The sequence below is a fragment of the Pseudomonas sp. TE21435 genome (assembly GCF_056279265.1).
The window spans coordinates 3020667-3037540 of the sequence record NZ_JBWBQZ010000001.1 but is presented as its reverse complement, the minus strand read 5'-3'; the positions used below and the strand labels follow the sequence as shown (position 1 = coordinate 3037540).

Genomic DNA, 16874 nt, shown 5'->3' with positions numbered 1-16874 from the left:
GACTCGACGCAGCGCCGGGCAAGCCTGCTCCCTCAGGCGAGCTGGGGAACGGGCTTGTCCGGCGATGGCGATCTCGCCTCGTCAGATATCCCACACCAGGTTGATGGCGAAGTTGCGACCCGGCGCCGTCAGGCGATCGAGGTTGGCCGGCTGGGTGGCGGCCGCTTCGCTTTGGCCATTGGGGCTGCCCACCATGGCGTACTTGCGCACATCGTCCCACTGCCAGTACTTTTTGTCGGCCAGGTTGTAGACGCCGCCGTTGATGGTCAGGTCGTCGGTGATCCGGTAGAACCCGGTGAGGTCGAGCACGCCGTAGCCTGGCGTGCGGAAGTCCGAGCTGGAGCCGTCCGGGGCGAAGAACTTGGTGTCGTCCACCCGGTTCTTGCGCTTGACCACGGTCCAGCTGAGCTGGCTGCCATAATCCGCTTGCTCGTAGCCGACCCCGAAGACGCCGGTCAGTGGGTTGACACTGTTCAGTGGCTGGCCGGTGTCGTCATTGCGGCCATAGGCATAGGCGATGGAGCCGATGCTGTAGAGGCCTTCCGGGGCGCCGAAGAGGTCCAGGTTCAGGCGGCCCTTGACCTCGGCGCCCTTGATGGTGGCGTGCTTGATGTTGCTGGTCTGGAAGGCGCTACCCAGGTTGGAGGACTTCACCGCCTCTTCGTTGATGAAATCTCGGTACTTGTTGTAGAAGACCGCCACATCGAAGCTGCCGGCATCGAAGTTGCCACGCAGGCCGGTTTCGTAGCTTTTGCTCTTTTCAGGTTGCAGGCCTGGGTTTGGCTCCACCACGTAGCCACCGGCCGGGTTTTCGAAGCGGCCCCAGATGGCCTTGGCGCTAGGGGTGCGGAAACCTTCGGCATACTGGCCGTACCAGGTGTAGTTGTCATTGAAGGCATAGGTCACACCGAACTTGGGCGACACCCGGTGCCACTTCTTGTTCTCGTCGTTGCGGCTGGTTTCCGGGGTCGGGCTGGTGTCCTGCGCGCCGCGCAGGTATTCGGCGGTCATCTTCGGATCGATGCGGGTGTAGTCGTAGCGCGCGCCCGGCAGGAAGGTCCAGTTGTTCCAGCGGATCTCGTCCTGGACGAACAGGCTGTAGGTGTCGATGGTCGGATCGGGGAAGTCGCTCACGGGCGCCTGGTAGTCAGCCGGGCTGTCCTGGCCCACGGCCCGGCAACTGCCGCCGACCACCAGGCAGGTCCCGCTGCCGGTGCGCAGGCCAGTGACCTTCTCGTGCTTGAACGTTGTGCCGTAGGTCAGCAGATGGTCCGTGGCACCGATGCTGAAGGCTTTGTCCAACTGGGCGTCGAGTACCCATTGGCGGTCCTTGTAGGTGGTGTCGCGCTGGCGCTGGACGGTGCGGCTGAACGGGAAATAGATTTCCGAGGTGGCCTGGTCGGTCTTGGCGATCTGGTAGTTCAGGCTCCACTTCACGTGGTCGGCGACCAACGAATCCAGGCCGAACTCGTGATTGAGGCCGAAGCGTTCCCGGGTGACCGTGTCATTGCCGGTACGGCTGCGGTACATGCCCAGAGGCCGGCTGCCATCGAACGGCCCACCCACTGCGCTGAGGATGTTCTGGTCGCGGTCGTCCTTGTAGCGCTCGTAGGTGAAGCCCAGGCGAGCGTCGTCGGCGTAGTTCCAGCCAAGCTTGGCCAGGACGTTGGTGGTGCGCACGTCTTCGGGGTTGGCCTTGGTGCGATCGATGCCGGTACCGCCGTGCTCGCCGTAGGACTCGGTTTCGTGGCCGTTGCGCTGGCTCAGGTGCAGCAAGCCATCGAAATCACCCTGGCGCCCAGCGACCGTGGCGGAGGTCAGCCAGCTCTCATCGGCCGAGCTGTAGCCGGTCTTCAGGCGGGCACCGACATCCTTGCCCGGCTTGATGATGTCCTCGGGGTCGAGAGTGAAGTAGCTGACCGCCCCGCCGATGGCGTTGCTGCCATACAGCACCGAGGCCGGGCCTCGCAGGATCTCCACGCGTTTGACGACTTCGGGGTCGACGTAGTTGCGCTGGGTCTGGGCAAAGGGACCGTAGAAGAAGCTGTCGGGAATCGACACGCCGTCCACCTGGGTCAGTACCCGGTCGCCATCGATACCGCGGATGTTGTAGCCGTTCAGGCCACTGCGCTGGCCGGTGCCGGACACCGAGACGCCAGGCTCGTAACGTACCAGCTGCTTGATGTCGTTGACGTTCTGCCGGTCCAGTTGCTCGCGGGTCTGCACGCTGACGGTGCTCGGCACCTGGCTGACGTCCTGGGCGCTACGGGTGGCGCTGACGGTCACCTGCTGCAGGGCGATGGCGTTGCCGGCGGCCTGGCGTTCCAGCACCACGTTGCCGTTGCCGATCTTGCGGTAGCCCAGGCCGGTGCCGCGCAGCAGGCGCTGCAGCGCCGCTTCCGGGGCCAGCGAGCCCTGTACGCCCGGCGAGGCCACGCCGTCGGCCAGCTCGGCGCTGAAGCCGACCTGCCAGCCGGTGACCTGGCTGAAGGCATTGATGGCCTCGACCAGCGGTTGCTGGGCGATGGCGAAGCGGTAGTCGCCCATGCGCGGGCTGCTCGCCTGGGCCGGTTCCACGGCCAGCGCGGGCAGGCTGCAGGCGCCGCTGGCGAGCAGGGCCAAGGTCAACAGGGACAATTGCCCGCGGCGGCGGGAAGAAGAGGACGGGCGGGTTTGACCTGTGGGCATCGAAAGCGCTCCCTGTCGCGCGTAAGTCATAGACAGTGTTTGTTCTCGTTTTCGAACGAGAATCAATCGTATTGGCTACAACGAGACGGGTGAGGCAGGGTGATCGCGTAAAAAAACTTGCAAGGTCAGTTGAGGATTACCACGGCCGGGTACTCATGCAGTTGCGCCGAGGTGATATGGGCCAGGGCACGTAGCGTTTCCAGTGGCTGGTCGAGGCGGTAGTTGCCGGTGACCGCGACCTGCTCCAGGTGCGCGTTGCGGTTGATGATCCATCCCGGGTAGTAGCGGCGGACCTCAGCGAGCACCTGGCTCAGCGGGCAGTTCTCGAACACCAGGCGGCCTTCGATCCAGGCCAGGTCCTTGCTCATGTCGGGGCGCTGGCGCTGACCGAAGCCCGTGGGGCCGACGCTGATGCTGTCGCCGGCACTCAGGCGGATGCGTTGGTCGCTCGCGGCCTGCAGGTCGACGTCGCCGCGCTGCACCCGCACCTGGGCTTCGCCATCGAGGTAGCGCACGGCGAAATCGGTGTCGCGCACGCTGGCGCGCAGTGGGCCGGCCTGGACTTCAAGCGGCGGCTGGCTGGCGTTGGACACCTGGAAGTACGCCTCGCCCTGTAACAGGCGGGCGACCTTGCGGCCATCGCGTTCGTCGCTGGCGAAGGCCGAATTGGTGTTGAGCAGCACCTTGGCGCCGTGGTCCAGCTCCAGGCGCTGGCGCTCGCCGACCACGGTCAGGTGGTCGGCCTGCAGGCGCACCGGCAGGTTGCCGAAAGTGAACAGCCCGACCAGCAGCACCGCGGCGGTAGCCAGCGGTTTCCAGTGGCTGCGCAGGCGCCCGGCAAGCGAGCGCTTGCGCCTGTGCTGCAACTGGCCGGCGGCCTGGCGCAGCGAGGCGCCGTTCCACAGCGCTTCGGCCTCGACATAGGCCTCGGCGTTTTCCGGCTCGGCGCCCAGCCAGTGCTCGAACGCGCGGGTGTCGTCTTCGCTGGCGCATTGCAGGCGGATCAACCAGTCCAGCGCCTCTTCGCGGGCACGGGCGCGGGCATCAGGCTCGGCGGGTGACGGGCGAGGGGTGGGGTGGTCGGTCACGGGGGATCCTTGCATCGGGCATTTTTTGCGCATGATCAGTGCAGACCTTGCCCATGGCAAGGGCTTTGCGCTGACCCGCGGCGAGCGGTCGCGTCACTGGTGACGATCGGCCACGCCCATGCAGATGGCCATGATCAGTTTCAGCTCCTTCTGCACGGTGCTGGCCGAGACGCTCAACTGCTCGGCGATTTCCAGGTAGCTGGCGCCGTGCAGGCGGCTGAGGATGAAGATGCGTTGCTGGCGTTCGCTCAACTGGCCGAGGCTGACGCTCAGGTGCTTGAGCAGTTGCTCGGCGTGGGCGGCGTCCTCGCTGCTCGCGGCAGGCGCCGCGACGTTATGCAGGACTTGCTCGGGCACGTCGTCCACCAGCGTGCGCGCCTGCACCCGGCGCGTGCGCAGGTGGTCCAGGGCAAGGTTGCGGGCGGTCTGGAACACGAAAGGTTCCAGGTGCTCGATCGGGCGCTCGCCCAGAGCGCGGGTGACCCGCAGGTAGGTTTCCTGCAGCAGGTCCTCGGCGGTGCTGGGGTTGCCCACCATGCGCTGCAGCGTGCGCAGCAGAGTGAGACGCTGGGTGAGGAACACTGAATTGAACCGGGACTGACTCACGGGGGAACCTGGCCGATGAAAAGCTAATGATAATGCTTATCATCTTGTTGTCAGGTCAAGCTGGGAATTGTTAGGAAAAGGTAAAGATTGTGTGGGGAGTTATTTCGGGGGTGTATGCCGTGAGGTTTTCAGCGCTTATGAGGTCGAGCGCCGCCCGCGCGGCGCATCGCGAATAAATTCGCTCCTACATTTTGTTGCAACGTAACCATGCCTGTAAGGCCATGGTTGTCAGCCTTGTTTGCAGGGTTCAAGACATGCGCCAGGACTGGCACCCATGGCGTGACAGGTTCGGCACGTTGCAACAAATGTAGGAGCGAATTTATTCGCGATGCGCCGCGCGGGCGGCGCTCGATCCCACAGCCGCTAAACCTCTACAGCCAGGCCCCTCAGCGTGCGTTGAACAACGCCAGGCAGTTATCCAGCATGCGGTTGGAGAAACCCCACTCATTGTCGTACCAGGCCAGTACCTTGAGCATCCGCCCGTTGGCGCGGGTGTGGTTGGCGTCGAAGATCGACGACAGTGGGTTGTGGTTGAAGTCGCACGACACCAACGGCAGGGCGTTATAGCCCAGCACCCGGGAATGACGGCTGGCCTCGAGGAACAGCTGGTTGACTTCCTCGGCGCTGGTTTCGCGCTGCAGGTTGACGGTGAGGTCGACCAGCGACACGTTGATCACCGGCACTCGTACGGCCATGCCGGTGAGCTTGCCGGCCAGTTCCGGCAGTACCAGGCCGACGGCCTCGGCGGCGCCAGTCTTGCTCGGGATCATCGACTGGGTGGCCGAGCGGGCGCGGTACGGGTCGCTATGGTAGACGTCGGTGAGCACCTGGTCGTTGGTGTAGGCGTGGATGGTGGTCATCAGGCCTTGCTCGATGCCGAACTCGCGGTGCAGCACCTGGGCGATCGGTGCCAGGCAGTTGGTGGTGCACGAGGCGTTGGAGATGATCTGGTGCGAGGCGCGCAGCACATCGTGGTTGACCCCATATACCACGGTGGCGTCGACACCCTTGGCCGGGGCGCTGACAATCACCTTGCCGGCCCCGGCGCTCAGGTGCGCGGCGGCCTTGGCACGTTCGGTGAACAGCCCGGTGCATTCGAACACCACATCGATGGCCAAGGTCTTCCAGGGCAGCTCGGCAGGGTTGCGGATGGCGCTGACGGCGATGCGGTCGCCATTGACGGTGAGGCTTTCGTGGTCGGCCTCGACAGTGGCGTCAAAGGTGCCGTGGACGCTGTCGTATTTGAGCAGGTGGGCATTCATCGCGCTGTCGCCCAGGTCGTTGATGGCGACGACCTGCAGGTCCTGGCGGTAGCCCTGCGTGTACAGTGCGCGCAGGACGTTGCGTCCGATGCGGCCGAATCCGTTGATGGCGATGCGTAGGGTCATGGTATTACCTCTGGCAGTCGGGTGAAGCCTGTGGCACAAAGGACAGCTTCACTGAAACGGTTTTGTTGTTGGAATTACAAGATTATTCACCGAGAGATAGAAAACAAGCCTTTTTGCTGGCAGTATTTTGTTTAAACATACAACGAGTGGTTGGGTTATCCCCCTGTCGAGCGGTCCATGCGCCTTTTCCTAGAGACTAGGTCGCAATCGTTTGGAGGGAAAATGCCCCAGTAAAGCCGCCCCACAGTTAGCCTGGAGTCCAGTACATGCATCCGCGCATCCTTGAGGTCACCGAACGGCTGATCGCCCGCAGCCGCCGTACCCGTGAACGCTACCTTGAGCTGATCCGTGGGGCGGCCAGTGACGGACCCATGCGCGGCCAGTTGCAGTGCGCCAACTTCGCCCATGGCGTGGCCGGCTGCGGTGGGGACGACAAGCAGACCCTGCGGCTGATGGACGCGGCCAACGTGGCCATTGTCTCGGCCTACAACGACATGCTCTCGGCGCACCAGCCGTACCAGCACTTCCCCGAACAGATCAAACAGGCGCTGCGCGAAGTCGGTTCGGTCGGCCAGTTCGCCGGCGGTGTGCCGGCCATGTGCGACGGCGTCACCCAGGGCGAGCCGGGCATGGAGCTGGCCATCGCCAGCCGTGAAGTGATCGCCATGTCCACCGCCATCGCCCTGTCGCACAACATGTTCGATGGCGCGCTGATGCTGGGCATCTGCGACAAGATCGTCCCCGGGCTGATGATGGGCGCCTTGCGTTTCGGCCACCTGCCGACGATCTTCGTGCCGGGCGGGCCGATGGTCTCGGGCATCTCCAACAAGGAAAAGGCCGATGTGCGCCAGCGCTACGCCGAGGGCAAGGCCACCCGCGAGCAACTGCTCGAATCGGAAATGAAGAGCTACCACGGCCCCGGCACCTGCACTTTCTACGGCACCGCCAACACCAACCAGCTGGTGATGGAGGTCATGGGCCTGCACCTGCCGGGCGCCTCGTTCGTCAACCCCTACACGCCGCTGCGCGATGCCCTCACCGCCGAGGCCGCGCGCCAGGTCACGCGCATGACCAAGGCCAGTGGCAGCTTCATGCCCATTGGCCAGATCGTCGACGAAAAGGCGCTGGTCAACTCGATTGTCGCCCTGCACGCCACCGGCGGCTCGACCAACCACACCCTGCATATCCCGGCCATCGCTCAGGCCGCCGGCATCCAGCTGACCTGGCAGGACATGGCCGATCTGTCCGAGGTGGTGCCGACGCTGTCCCACGTCTATCCCAACGGCAAGGCCGACATCAACCACTTCCAGGCCTCCGGTGGCATGGCCTTCCTCATTCGCGAGCTGCTCGACGCGGGCCTGCTGCACGAGGACGTTAACACCGTGGCCGGGCATGGCCTGCGCCGCTACACCCAGGAGCCGTTCCTGGAGGATGGCCGCCTGGTCTGGCGCGAGGGGCCGCAGCACAGCCTCGACGAAAGCATCCTGCGCCCGGTGGCGCGGCCGTTCTCCGCCGAGGGCGGTTTGCGGGTGATGGAAGGCAACCTTGGCCGTGGCGTGATGAAGGTTTCCGCCGTGGCGCCCGAGCACCGGGTGGTCGAGGCGCCTGCCCGGGTGTTCCACGACCAGCAGTCGCTGGCCGATGCATTCAAGGCCGGCGAGCTGGAGCGGGACTTCGTCGCCGTGGTGCGCTTCCAGGGGCCGCGCTGCAACGGCATGCCAGAGTTGCACAAGCTGACGCCGTTCCTCGGCGTGCTGCAGGATCGCGGCTTCAAGGTGGCGCTGGTCACCGACGGGCGCATGTCCGGTGCCTCGGGCAAGATCCCGGCGGCTATCCACGTCTGCCCGGAGGCTTTTGATGGTGGCCCGCTGGCGCGGTTGCGCGATGGTGATATCGTGCGCGTCGATGGTGCCGAAGGCACGCTGCGGATCATGGTCTCGGCCGAGGAACTGGCCGACCGTGAACTGCCTGCGCCACCCAAGGGCAACGACCTGGGGTGCGGGCGTGAGCTGTTCGGCTTCATGCGTGTGGCGTTCAGTTCCGCCGAGCAAGGCGCGAGCGCCTTCACCTCGGCCCTGGAGAACCTCGAATGAAGGCCTTGCTGGTCGGCGACATCGGTGGCACCAACGCGCGTTTTGCCGTGTGGCGCGACAATGAACTGCAGGCGGTGCAGGTGCTGGCCACCGCCGACTACACCAGCCCTGAACAGGCCATCGAGGCCTATCTGGCCGACCAGCGTATCGCCCGTGGCGGCCTGGCGGCGGTGTGCCTGGCGGTGGCAGGCCCGGTGGACGGCGACGAATTCCGCTTTACCAACAACCACTGGCGCCTGAGCCGCAGCGCGTTCTGCCAGACGCTGCAGGTCGACCGCCTGCTGCTGATCAACGACTTTTCCGCGATGGCGCTGGGCATGACTCGCCTGCGCGCAGGCGAATTTCGTGAAGTCTGCGCAGGCCTCGCCGATCCATCGCGCCCGGCGCTGGTGATCGGCCCCGGCACAGGCCTGGGCGTGGGCAGCCTGCTGCGCCACGGTGAGCACTGGCTGGCGCTGCCGGGGGAGGGCGGGCATGTCGACCTGCCGGTGGGCAATGCCCGTGAGGCGGCGATCCACCAGGAAATCCACCGGCAGATCGGCCATGTCAGTGCCGAGACCGTGCTCAGTGGCGGTGGGCTGGTGCGCCTGTACCAGGCCATCTGTGCGCTCGATGGTGCTGCGCCGACGCACAAGACCCCGGCGCAGATCACCGACGCGGCGCTGGCCAACGAGCCACGGGCGCTGGCGGTGGTCGAGCAGTTCTGCCGGTTCCTCGGCCGGGTGGCGGGCAACAATGTGCTCACCCTCGGGGCGCGGGGTGGCGTCTACATTGTCGGTGGCGTGATTCCCCGTTTCGCCGAATTGTTCCTGCGCAGCGGCTTTGCCGCGAGCTTCGCCGACAAGGGCTGCATGAGCGGCTACTTCGCCGGGGTGCCGGTATGGCTGGTGACGGCGGAGTTTTCCGGGTTGCTGGGGGCGGGGGTGGCGCTGCAGCAAGCGCTGGATCGGTGATCGTTGGGGCCGCTTTGCGGCCCCAAACAGCAGACACAAAGATCTGCGCATAACAAGAGGACTGACCATTGTGACCACTGCCGGCAAATCGATCCTGATGGTCGACGACGACCAGGACATCCGCGAACTGCTGCAGACCTACCTCGCCCGCTGCGGCCTGCAGGTGCACGCCGAACCTGACGGCCAGGGCTTTCGCCGCGCCCTGGACGCCAACCCCTACGACCTGGTGATCCTCGACGTGATGCTGCCCGACGAAGACGGCTTCAGCCTGTGTCGCTGGGTTCGCCAGCACCCGCGCCAGGCGCGGGTGCCGATCATCATGCTCACCGCCAGTTCCGATGAAGCCGATCGGGTCATCGGCCTGGAGCTGGGCGCCGACGACTACCTCGGCAAACCCTTCAGCCCGCGAGAGCTGCAGGCACGGATCAAGGCCTTGTTGCGCCGTGCCGATTTCGGCCAGGCGACGCTGGCCAGTGCGGTGCTGGCCTTCGATGACTGGCGCCTGGACACGATCAGCCACCGTCTGTTCCACCGCGACGGCGAAGAAGTGATCCTCTCCGGCGCCGACTTCGCCCTGCTCAAACTGTTTCTCGATCACCCGCAGCAGATCCTCGACCGCGACACCATCGGCAACGCCACCCGTGGTCGCGAACCGATGCCGCTGGACCGTATCGTCGACATGGCGGTCAGTCGCCTGCGCCAGCGCCTGCGCGACACGGAAAAACCACCCCGGCTGATCCGCACCGTGCGTGGCAGCGGCTACCTGCTGGCGGCCAATGTCTGCCCGGCCTGACGAGCGTCGCTGGCGCCTGCTGCCGCGCTCGCTGTTGGGGCGCATGCTGCTGCTTACCTTGCTGGTGGTATTGCTGGCTCAGGGCCTGTCCAGCGTGATCTGGGTCGCGCAATTGCGCGCCAGCCAGCTGCAGGGCTTGCGCGCCAGCGCCAGCAGCCTCGCGCACTCGATGAGTGCCAGTGTCAGCTACTTCCGCTCGCTGCCGGTGGCCTACCGGCCCATGGTATTGGATCAGTTGCGCAGCATGGGCGGCACGCGCTTCTTCGTCTCGCTCAACGTCAAGCCTCTGGAAATGCCGGTGTTGCCGATCACCCCGCGCAAGCAGGCGGTGATCGACGTATTCCAGGAGGTGCTGCACGAGCGTCTTGGCCAGCAGATGGAGATTTCCGTGGAGTTCGTCAGCCCCGACGATCTGCGCATCTTCAACAGCGGCCTGAAACTCGATGAGCTGCCCCGCTCGTGGGCGCACTATTCGTTGACCCTCGAGCCGCTCAATCCGCCGGTGCTGGTGACCCAGATCCGCCTCGGCGAAGGCGAATGGCTGTACATCGCCTCGCTGCTGCCCGAGCCCTACACCAGCCTTGAGGCCGAACGCTTGCCGCGTCAGCAGATCGGCTTCATTGCCCTGACCACCGTGCTGTTGCTGCTGTTCATCGGTCTGTTGGTGCACTGGCAGAGCCGGCCGCTCAAGCGCCTGGCACGGGCGGCGCGGGAAATGTCGCTGGGGGCGGACGTCGCCCCGGTGGCCGAAGGCGGCGGTAGCGAAGTGGTCGAGGTGGGGCGGGCGTTCAACAACATGCGTGATCGGATAAGCCGTTACCTGACCGAGCGTTCCCAGCTGTTCAGCGCCATTTCCCATGACCTGCGCACACCGATCACGCGCCTGCGCCTGCGAGTGGAGCTGCTCGAGGACGAGAAGCTGCAGGCCAAGTTCAGCCGCGATCTCGATGAGCTGGAGCTGCTGGTCAAGGGGGCGCTGCAATGTGTCAAGGACACCGATATCCACGAGAATATCGAGCCGATCGACCTCAATCAGGTGCTGGAGCTGCTGGCCGAGCCTTATCTCGGCGATGGGCGCATCACCCTCGAGGGTCAGGCGCTGGCGCCGTACCCCGGCAAGTCGCTGGCGTTGCGCCGCTGCATCGGCAACCTGATCGACAATGCCATCAAGTATGGCGAGCGGGCGCAGCTGCGCATCATCGACACCGCCGAGAGCTTCGTGCTGCAGGTGGACGACCAGGGCCCGGGGGTGCCGGAACAGCGCCTGGAACAGGTGTTCGAGCCGCACTTCCGCCTGGCCGGGCAGCAGCAGGGGTATGGGCTGGGGCTGGGCATCGCGCGCAACATCGCCCATAGCCATGGCGGCGAGGTGAGCCTGTTAAACCTGCGCGAGGGTGGGTTGCGGGTGACCTTGTACCTGCCGCGTACAGCCGAATGAGCCCTTGCCCCGCGATAAGCGCTTCGATGTAACGATGCGGTGACAATCGAGCCGGGCTTCGTGACATGCCAGCCAGGATGGCTGACTAGAATCGGCTGACAACAACAAGGAAGGTGCACCCATGGCCATCAGCTGGCTCGACTCCCCGACACACCATGCCTGGCTCGACGCCGAGGCCCTGCGCCTGCTCGCCTTCGCCAGGGCTTCGCGCCTGCCCCAGGGGTTCGGCAACCTCGATGACGAAGGCCGCCTGCCCCGTTGCGCCCTGGCCGAGACCATGAACACCGCGCGCATGACCCACAGTTTCGCCTTGGCGCATATCCAGGGCGTTCCGGGTTGCCGCGAGCTGGTCGAGCATGGCGTCGGCGCCCTGCAAGGCCCGTTGCGCGACCAGGAACATGACGGCTGGTACGCGCAGCCCGAAGGTCATGGCGACACCGGCAAGGCCGCCTACCTGCATGCCTTCGTCGCTCTCGCCGCCAGCTCGGCGGTGGTGGCGGGCATCAGCCAGGCGTCGGCGTTGCTGGAGGCGGTAACCCAGGTCATCGCGCAGCGCTTCTGGTGCGAAGAGGAAGGCGCCCTGCGCGAGTCGTTCTCCCGCGACTGGCGGCAGGCGGAGGCCTACCGGGGCGCCAACAGCAACATGCACGGCGTCGAAGCCTTCCTCGCCGTGGCTGACGTGACCGGCGACACACAGTGGTTGCTGCGCGCCCAACGGATCGTCGAGCGCTTGATCCTGACCCACGCCGCCGCCGACGGTATGCGCGTCACGGAACATTTCGATGCGCAGTGGCAGGCGCTCCCCGACTACAACCGCGACAACCCCGCCGATGGCTTCCGTCCTTACGGGACCACGCCCGGCCACGCCTTCGAATGGGCGCGCCTGGTGCTGCACCTGGAGGCGGCCCTGCAAAGGGCGCAACTGCCTGTGCCCGAGTCCTTGCTGCCAGCCGCCCGGGGCCTGTTCGACAGCGCCTGTCGCCACGCCTGGCAGGCAGATGGCGCGCCGGGGCTGGTCTACACCCTGGACTGGCACGACCGCCCGGTGGTGCGCGAGCGCCTGCACTGGGTGCATGCCGAGGCCTGTGCCACTGCCGCGGCGCTGTTGCAACGTACCGGTGAAGCCCAGTACGAACACTGGTACCGCTGCTTCTGGGACTTCATCGCCAGCCACTTCATCGACCGCGTCCATGGCAGCTGGCACCACGAACTCGACCCGGCACTGCTGGCCAGTGCGCGCATCTGGGGCGGCAAGCCCGACCTCTACCACGCCTACCAGGCCCTGCTGCTGCCACGCCTGCCGCTGGCGCCGAGCCTTGCCACGGCCCTGGCTTTGTAACCAGACGATGACATTCGCGCATCCGTTCGTTACCTGGCGCCGGGCGCGACCTCCCTACACTCCATGCCATGCAAGCGACAGTCTTGCCTCGCATAACAACAAGAAAGGTAATCCCATGCATCCGACGCTTCGTCTCGCCGCCGCGATCTCCTTCGCCTCCCTGTTCTCCCTCAGTGCCCAGGCCGCCGACTCCAAAGGCAGCGTGGAAGTCGTCCATTGGTGGACCTCCGGCGGCGAGAAGGCCGCGGTCGACGTGCTCAAGGCGCAGGTCGAGAAGGACGGCTTCACCTGGAAGGACGGCGCCGTGGCTGGCGGTGGTGGCGCCACCGCCATGACCGTGCTCAAGAGCCGCGCCGTGGCTGGCAACCCGCCCGGGGTCGCGCAGATCAAGGGCCCGGATATCCAGGAGTGGGCATCAACCGGTTTGCTGGATACCGATGTGCTCAAGGACGTGGCCAAGGAAGAGAAATGGGACGGCCTGCTCGACAAGAAGATCGCCGATACTGTGAAGTACAAGGACAAGGAATCCAAGGAACCACCTAGTTACGTTGCCGTCCCAGTAAACATCCACCGTATCAACTGGCTGTGGATCAACCCGGAAGTGTTCAAGAAGGCCGGTATCGACAAGGCCCCGACTACCCTAGATGAATTCTACGCCGCCGCCGACAAGCTCAAGGCCGCCGGTTTCATCCCGCTGGCCCACGGTGGCCAGCCGTGGCAGGACAGCACCGTGTTCGAGAGCGTGGTGCTCTCGGTGATGGGCGTCGAGGGTTACAAGAAGGCCCTGGTCGAGCTGGACGAAAAGGCCCTGACCGGCCCCGAGATGGTCAAGGCGCTCACCGAACTGAAGAAAGTCGCCACCTACATGGACCCTGACGGCAAGGGCCAGGACTGGAACCTGGAGGCGGCCAAGGTCATCAACGGCAAGGCCGGCATGCAGATCATGGGCGACTGGGCCAAGAGCGAATGGACCCTGGCGAAGAAGACCGCTGGCAAGGACTACCAGTGCGTGGCCTTCCCCGGCACCGACCAGGCCTTCCTCTACAACATCGACTCGCTGGTGGTGTTCAAGCAGAAGGACAAGGGTACCGCGGCAGGCCAGCAGGACATCGCCCGCAAGGTGCTGGGCGAAGACTTCCAGAAGGTCTTCAGCATCAACAAGGGCTCGATCCCGGTGCGTAACGACATGCTTGCCGACATGGGCAAGTACGGCTTCGACAGTTGCGCCCAGACGGCGGCCCAGGACTTCCTGGCCGATGCCAAAAACGGCGGCCTGCAACCGAGCATGGCGCACAACATGGCCACCACCCTGGCGGTTCAGGGGGCGTTCTTCGATGTGGTGACCAACTACATCAACGATCCCAAGGCCGATCCGGCCGACGCGGCGAAGAAGCTGAACGCAGCTGTCAAAGCGGCCAAGTAAGGGGCTGACGGCCCTATCGCCGGCAAGTCGCGGCGGCGAACCGCGGCTCCCACAGGTACAGCGATCAGCCTGAGCACACCTGTACCTGTGGGAGCTGGCTTGCCAGCGATAAGGCCCGCGCAGGCAATCTCGTATCGGGAACCCAGATCATGACTACAGCAACCGCCCGCCTGCGGGCCTCACCCCTGGACGCGCTGCAGCGCTGGCTGCCCCAGCTGGTGCTGGCGCCGAGCATGCTCATCGTCCTGGTGGGCTTCTACGGCTACATCCTGTGGACCTTCGTCCTCTCGTTCACCACCTCTACTTTCCTGCCCACCTACAAGTGGGCGGGCCTGGCCCAGTACGCCCGGCTGTTCGACAACGACCGCTGGTGGGTGGCGAGCAAGAACCTGCTGCTGTTCGGCGGGCTGTTCATCGGCATCACCCTGGCCATCGGCGTGTTCCTTGCCGTGCTGCTCGACCAGCGCATCCGCCGCGAAGGCTTCATCCGCACCATCTACCTGTACCCCATGGCGCTGTCGATGATCGTCACCGGTACCGCCTGGAAGTGGCTGCTCAACCCCGGCATGGGCCTGGACAAGCTGCTGCGTGACTGGGGCTGGGAAGGCTTTCGCCTGGACTGGCTGATCGACCCCGACCGGGTGGTCTACTGCCTGGTGATCGCTGCCGTGTGGCAGGCCTCGGGCTTCATCATGGCGATGTTCCTCGCCGGCCTGCGCGGCGTCGACCAGTCGATCATCCGCGCCGCACAGCTCGATGGCGCCAGCCTGCCGCGCATCTACTGGACCGTGGTGCTGCCCAGCCTGCGCCCGGTGTTCTTCAGCTCGCTGATGATCCTCGCGCACATCGCGATCAAAAGCTTCGACCTGGTCGCGGCGATGACCGCGGGGGGGCCGGGCTACTCGTCGGACCTGCCGGCAATGTTCATGTACTCGTTCACCTTCAGCCGTGGGCAGATGGGCATGGGCTCGGCCAGCGCGATCCTCATGCTGGGCGCGATCCTGGCGATCATCGTCCCCTACCTGTACTCCGAACTGCGGGGCAAACGCCATGATTAGTCCTGTCGACAAACCCGCGCTGAACCTCAGCCGCATCGCCATCCACGCCGTGCTGCTGCTGGCGGTGCTGCTGTACCTGGTACCACTGGTGGTCATGCTGCTGACCAGCTTCAAGACCCCCGAGGACATCAGCACCGGCAACCTGCTGAGCTGGCCTGCGGTGTTCACCGGCATTGGCTGGGCCAAGGCCTGGGCCACGGTCAACGGCTACTTCCTCAACTCGATCCTGATCACCGTGCCGGCGGTGCTGATCTCCACGGCCATCGGCGCGCTCAACGGCTACGTGCTGTCGATGTGGCGCTTCCGTGGCTCGCAGTTGTTCTTCGGCCTGCTGCTGTTCGGCTGCTTCCTGCCGTTCCAGACCGTGCTGCTGCCGGCCTCGTTCACCCTCGGCAAGCTGGGCCTGGCCAGCACCACCGGCGGCCTGGTGCTGGTGCATGTGGTGTACGGCCTGGCCTTCACCACATTGTTCTTCCGCAACTACTACGTGAGCATCCCCGAGGCGCTGGTCAAGGCGGCACGCCTGGACGGCGCCGGGTTCTTCACCATCTTCGGGCGGATCATCCTGCCGATGTCGACGCCGATCATCATGGTCTGCCTGATCTGGCAGTTCACCCAGATCTGGAACGACTTCCTGTTCGGCGTGGTGTTCTCCAGCGGCGACTCGCAACCGATCACCGTGGCCCTGAACAACCTGGTCAACACCAGCACCGGGGCCAAGGAATACAACGTCGACATGGCCGCGGCGATGATCGCCGGGCTGCCGACGCTGCTGGTCTACGTGATTGCGGGCAAGTATTTCGTGCGCGGGCTGACCGCCGGCGCGGTCAAGGGGTAAGTCATGGCAACACTCGAACTTCGCAATGTGCACAAGACCTATGGCGCGGGCCTGCCGGACACGCTCAAGGACATCCAGCTGGCGATCAAGGACGGCGAGTTCCTGATCCTGGTCGGGCCCTCGGGCTGCGGCAAGTCGACGCTGATGAACTGCATCGCCGGCCTGGAAAGCATCAGCGGCGGGGCGATCCTCATCGACGACGAGGATGTCAGCGGCATGAGCCCCAAGGATCGCGACATCGCCATGGTGTTCCAGTCCTACGCGCTGTACCCGACCATGAACGTGCGCGACAACATCGCCTTTGGCCTGAAGATCCGCAAGATGTCCCAGGCCGCCATTGACGAGGAGGTGGCGCGGGTGGCCAAGCTGCTGCAGATCGAGCACCTGCTGGGGCGCAAGCCCGGCCAGCTGTCCGGCGGCCAGCAGCAGCGCGTGGCCATGGGCCGGGCGCTGGCGCGGCGGCCGAAGATCTACCTGTTCGATGAACCGCTGTCGAACCTCGACGCCAAGCTACGGGTGGAGATGCGCACCGAGATCAAGCTGATGCACCAGCGCCTGAAGACCACCACGGTGTATGTCACCCATGACCAGATCGAGGCCATGACCCTGGGCGACAAGGTGGCGGTGATGAAGGACGGCATCATCCAGCAGTTCGGCACCCCGCAACAGATCTACAACGACCCGGCCAATCTGTTCGTTGCCAGTTTCATCGGCTCGCCGCCGATGAATTTCATTCCCGTGCGCCTGATGAAGCAGGACGGGCGGGTGCTGGCGCTGCTCGACAGCGGCCAGGCGCGCTGCGAGCTGCCGCTGGGCGTGGCGGCGGACGAGCTGGAAGGGCGCGAGATCATCCTCGGCGTGCGCCCTGAACAAATCTCGCTGGGGGCCGCCGAGGGCAACGGCATGCCCGCCATCCGCGCCGAAGTGCAGGTCACCGAACCCACCGGCCCGGACCTGCTGGTGTTCGTCACCCTCAACCAGACCAAGGTCTGCTGCCGCCTGGCGCCGGATGTAGCGTGCCGGGTGGGCGACAGCCTCAACCTGCAGTTCGACCCGGCGCGGGTGCTGCTGTTCGACGCCGGCAGCGGCGAACGTCTCGACCTCGCCGCCAGCGGCACTGCCATCAAGGACAACGTGACTCGCTTCAAAGGCCGTTGAATCGTCTAGAA

The 16874-nt window shown here is 65.2% G+C and carries 13 protein-coding genes; 9 read left to right on the top strand and 4 right to left on the bottom strand.

The features are described 5' to 3' along the window. Positions 1-81: 81 nt before the first annotated feature. The 4 genes from ACZ9C1_RS13650 to gap all read right to left on the bottom strand — a co-directional run bounded on the left by ACZ9C1_RS13650 (position 82) and on the right by gap (position 5770). Entirely contained in the window at positions 82-2688 is a 2607-nt protein-coding gene (locus ACZ9C1_RS13650; protein WP_476254069.1) for a TonB-dependent receptor, read from the bottom strand. A gap of 125 nt (positions 2689-2813) precedes the next feature. Continuing rightward, positions 2814-3776, bottom strand: a complete 963-nt coding sequence (locus tag ACZ9C1_RS13645; protein WP_110699855.1) for a FecR family protein — start codon at positions 3774-3776, stop codon at positions 2814-2816. 93 nt (positions 3777-3869) lie between these two features. Next, positions 3870-4382 (bottom strand): RNA polymerase sigma factor, encoded by a 513-nt coding sequence (locus tag ACZ9C1_RS13640; RefSeq protein ID WP_023632569.1) that lies wholly within the window; start codon positions 4380-4382, stop codon positions 3870-3872. 386 nt (positions 4383-4768) lie between these two features. After that, on the bottom strand, positions 4769-5770 hold the full coding sequence (gene gap / locus ACZ9C1_RS13635) for a type I glyceraldehyde-3-phosphate dehydrogenase (protein WP_038706743.1): 1002 nt from the start codon (positions 5768-5770) through the stop codon (positions 4769-4771). Between the two features lie 266 nt (positions 5771-6036). Here gap and edd point away from each other — a divergent pair, with 266 nt between their 5' ends. From edd to ACZ9C1_RS13590, 9 genes are all read left to right on the top strand, one after another. Beyond that, a complete protein-coding gene (gene edd, locus ACZ9C1_RS13630; RefSeq protein ID WP_476254068.1) occupies positions 6037-7863 on the top strand; it encodes a phosphogluconate dehydratase in 1827 nt (608 codons plus the stop codon). After that, positions 7860-8816: a glucokinase gene (locus tag ACZ9C1_RS13625; protein ID WP_102682952.1), complete on the top strand. Its 957-nt coding sequence runs from the start codon at positions 7860-7862 to the stop codon at positions 8814-8816. The genes edd and ACZ9C1_RS13625 overlap by 4 nt, the downstream gene beginning before the upstream one ends. 97 nt (positions 8817-8913) lie before the next feature. Further along, positions 8914-9609, top strand: coding sequence for a response regulator (locus tag ACZ9C1_RS13620; RefSeq protein ID WP_219730381.1), 696 nt, complete (start codon positions 8914-8916; stop codon positions 9607-9609). Beyond that, positions 9593-11047, top strand: a complete 1455-nt coding sequence (locus ACZ9C1_RS13615; RefSeq protein ID WP_102682950.1) for an ATP-binding protein — start codon at positions 9593-9595, stop codon at positions 11045-11047. Before ACZ9C1_RS13620 ends, ACZ9C1_RS13615 begins: the two co-directional genes overlap by 17 nt. A gap of 121 nt (positions 11048-11168) precedes the next feature. Beyond that, positions 11169-12386: a D-mannose isomerase gene (locus ACZ9C1_RS13610; protein ID WP_476254067.1), complete on the top strand. Its 1218-nt coding sequence runs from the start codon at positions 11169-11171 to the stop codon at positions 12384-12386. Between the two features lie 115 nt (positions 12387-12501). Beyond that, on the top strand, positions 12502-13809 hold the full coding sequence (locus tag ACZ9C1_RS13605) for an ABC transporter substrate-binding protein (RefSeq protein ID WP_139669078.1): 1308 nt from the start codon (positions 12502-12504) through the stop codon (positions 13807-13809). Positions 13810-13958: 149 nt separating this feature from the next. Next, positions 13959-14867 (top strand): carbohydrate ABC transporter permease, encoded by a 909-nt coding sequence (locus ACZ9C1_RS13600; RefSeq protein WP_457378185.1) that lies wholly within the window; start codon positions 13959-13961, stop codon positions 14865-14867. Further along, positions 14860-15705, top strand: coding sequence for a carbohydrate ABC transporter permease (locus tag ACZ9C1_RS13595; protein ID WP_457378186.1), 846 nt, complete (start codon positions 14860-14862; stop codon positions 15703-15705). Before ACZ9C1_RS13600 ends, ACZ9C1_RS13595 begins: the two co-directional genes overlap by 8 nt. A gap of 3 nt (positions 15706-15708) precedes the next feature. Beyond that, on the top strand, positions 15709-16863 hold the full coding sequence (locus tag ACZ9C1_RS13590; RefSeq protein ID WP_038706737.1) for an ABC transporter ATP-binding protein: 1155 nt from the start codon (positions 15709-15711) through the stop codon (positions 16861-16863). The last annotated feature ends 11 nt before the right edge of the window (positions 16864-16874 follow it).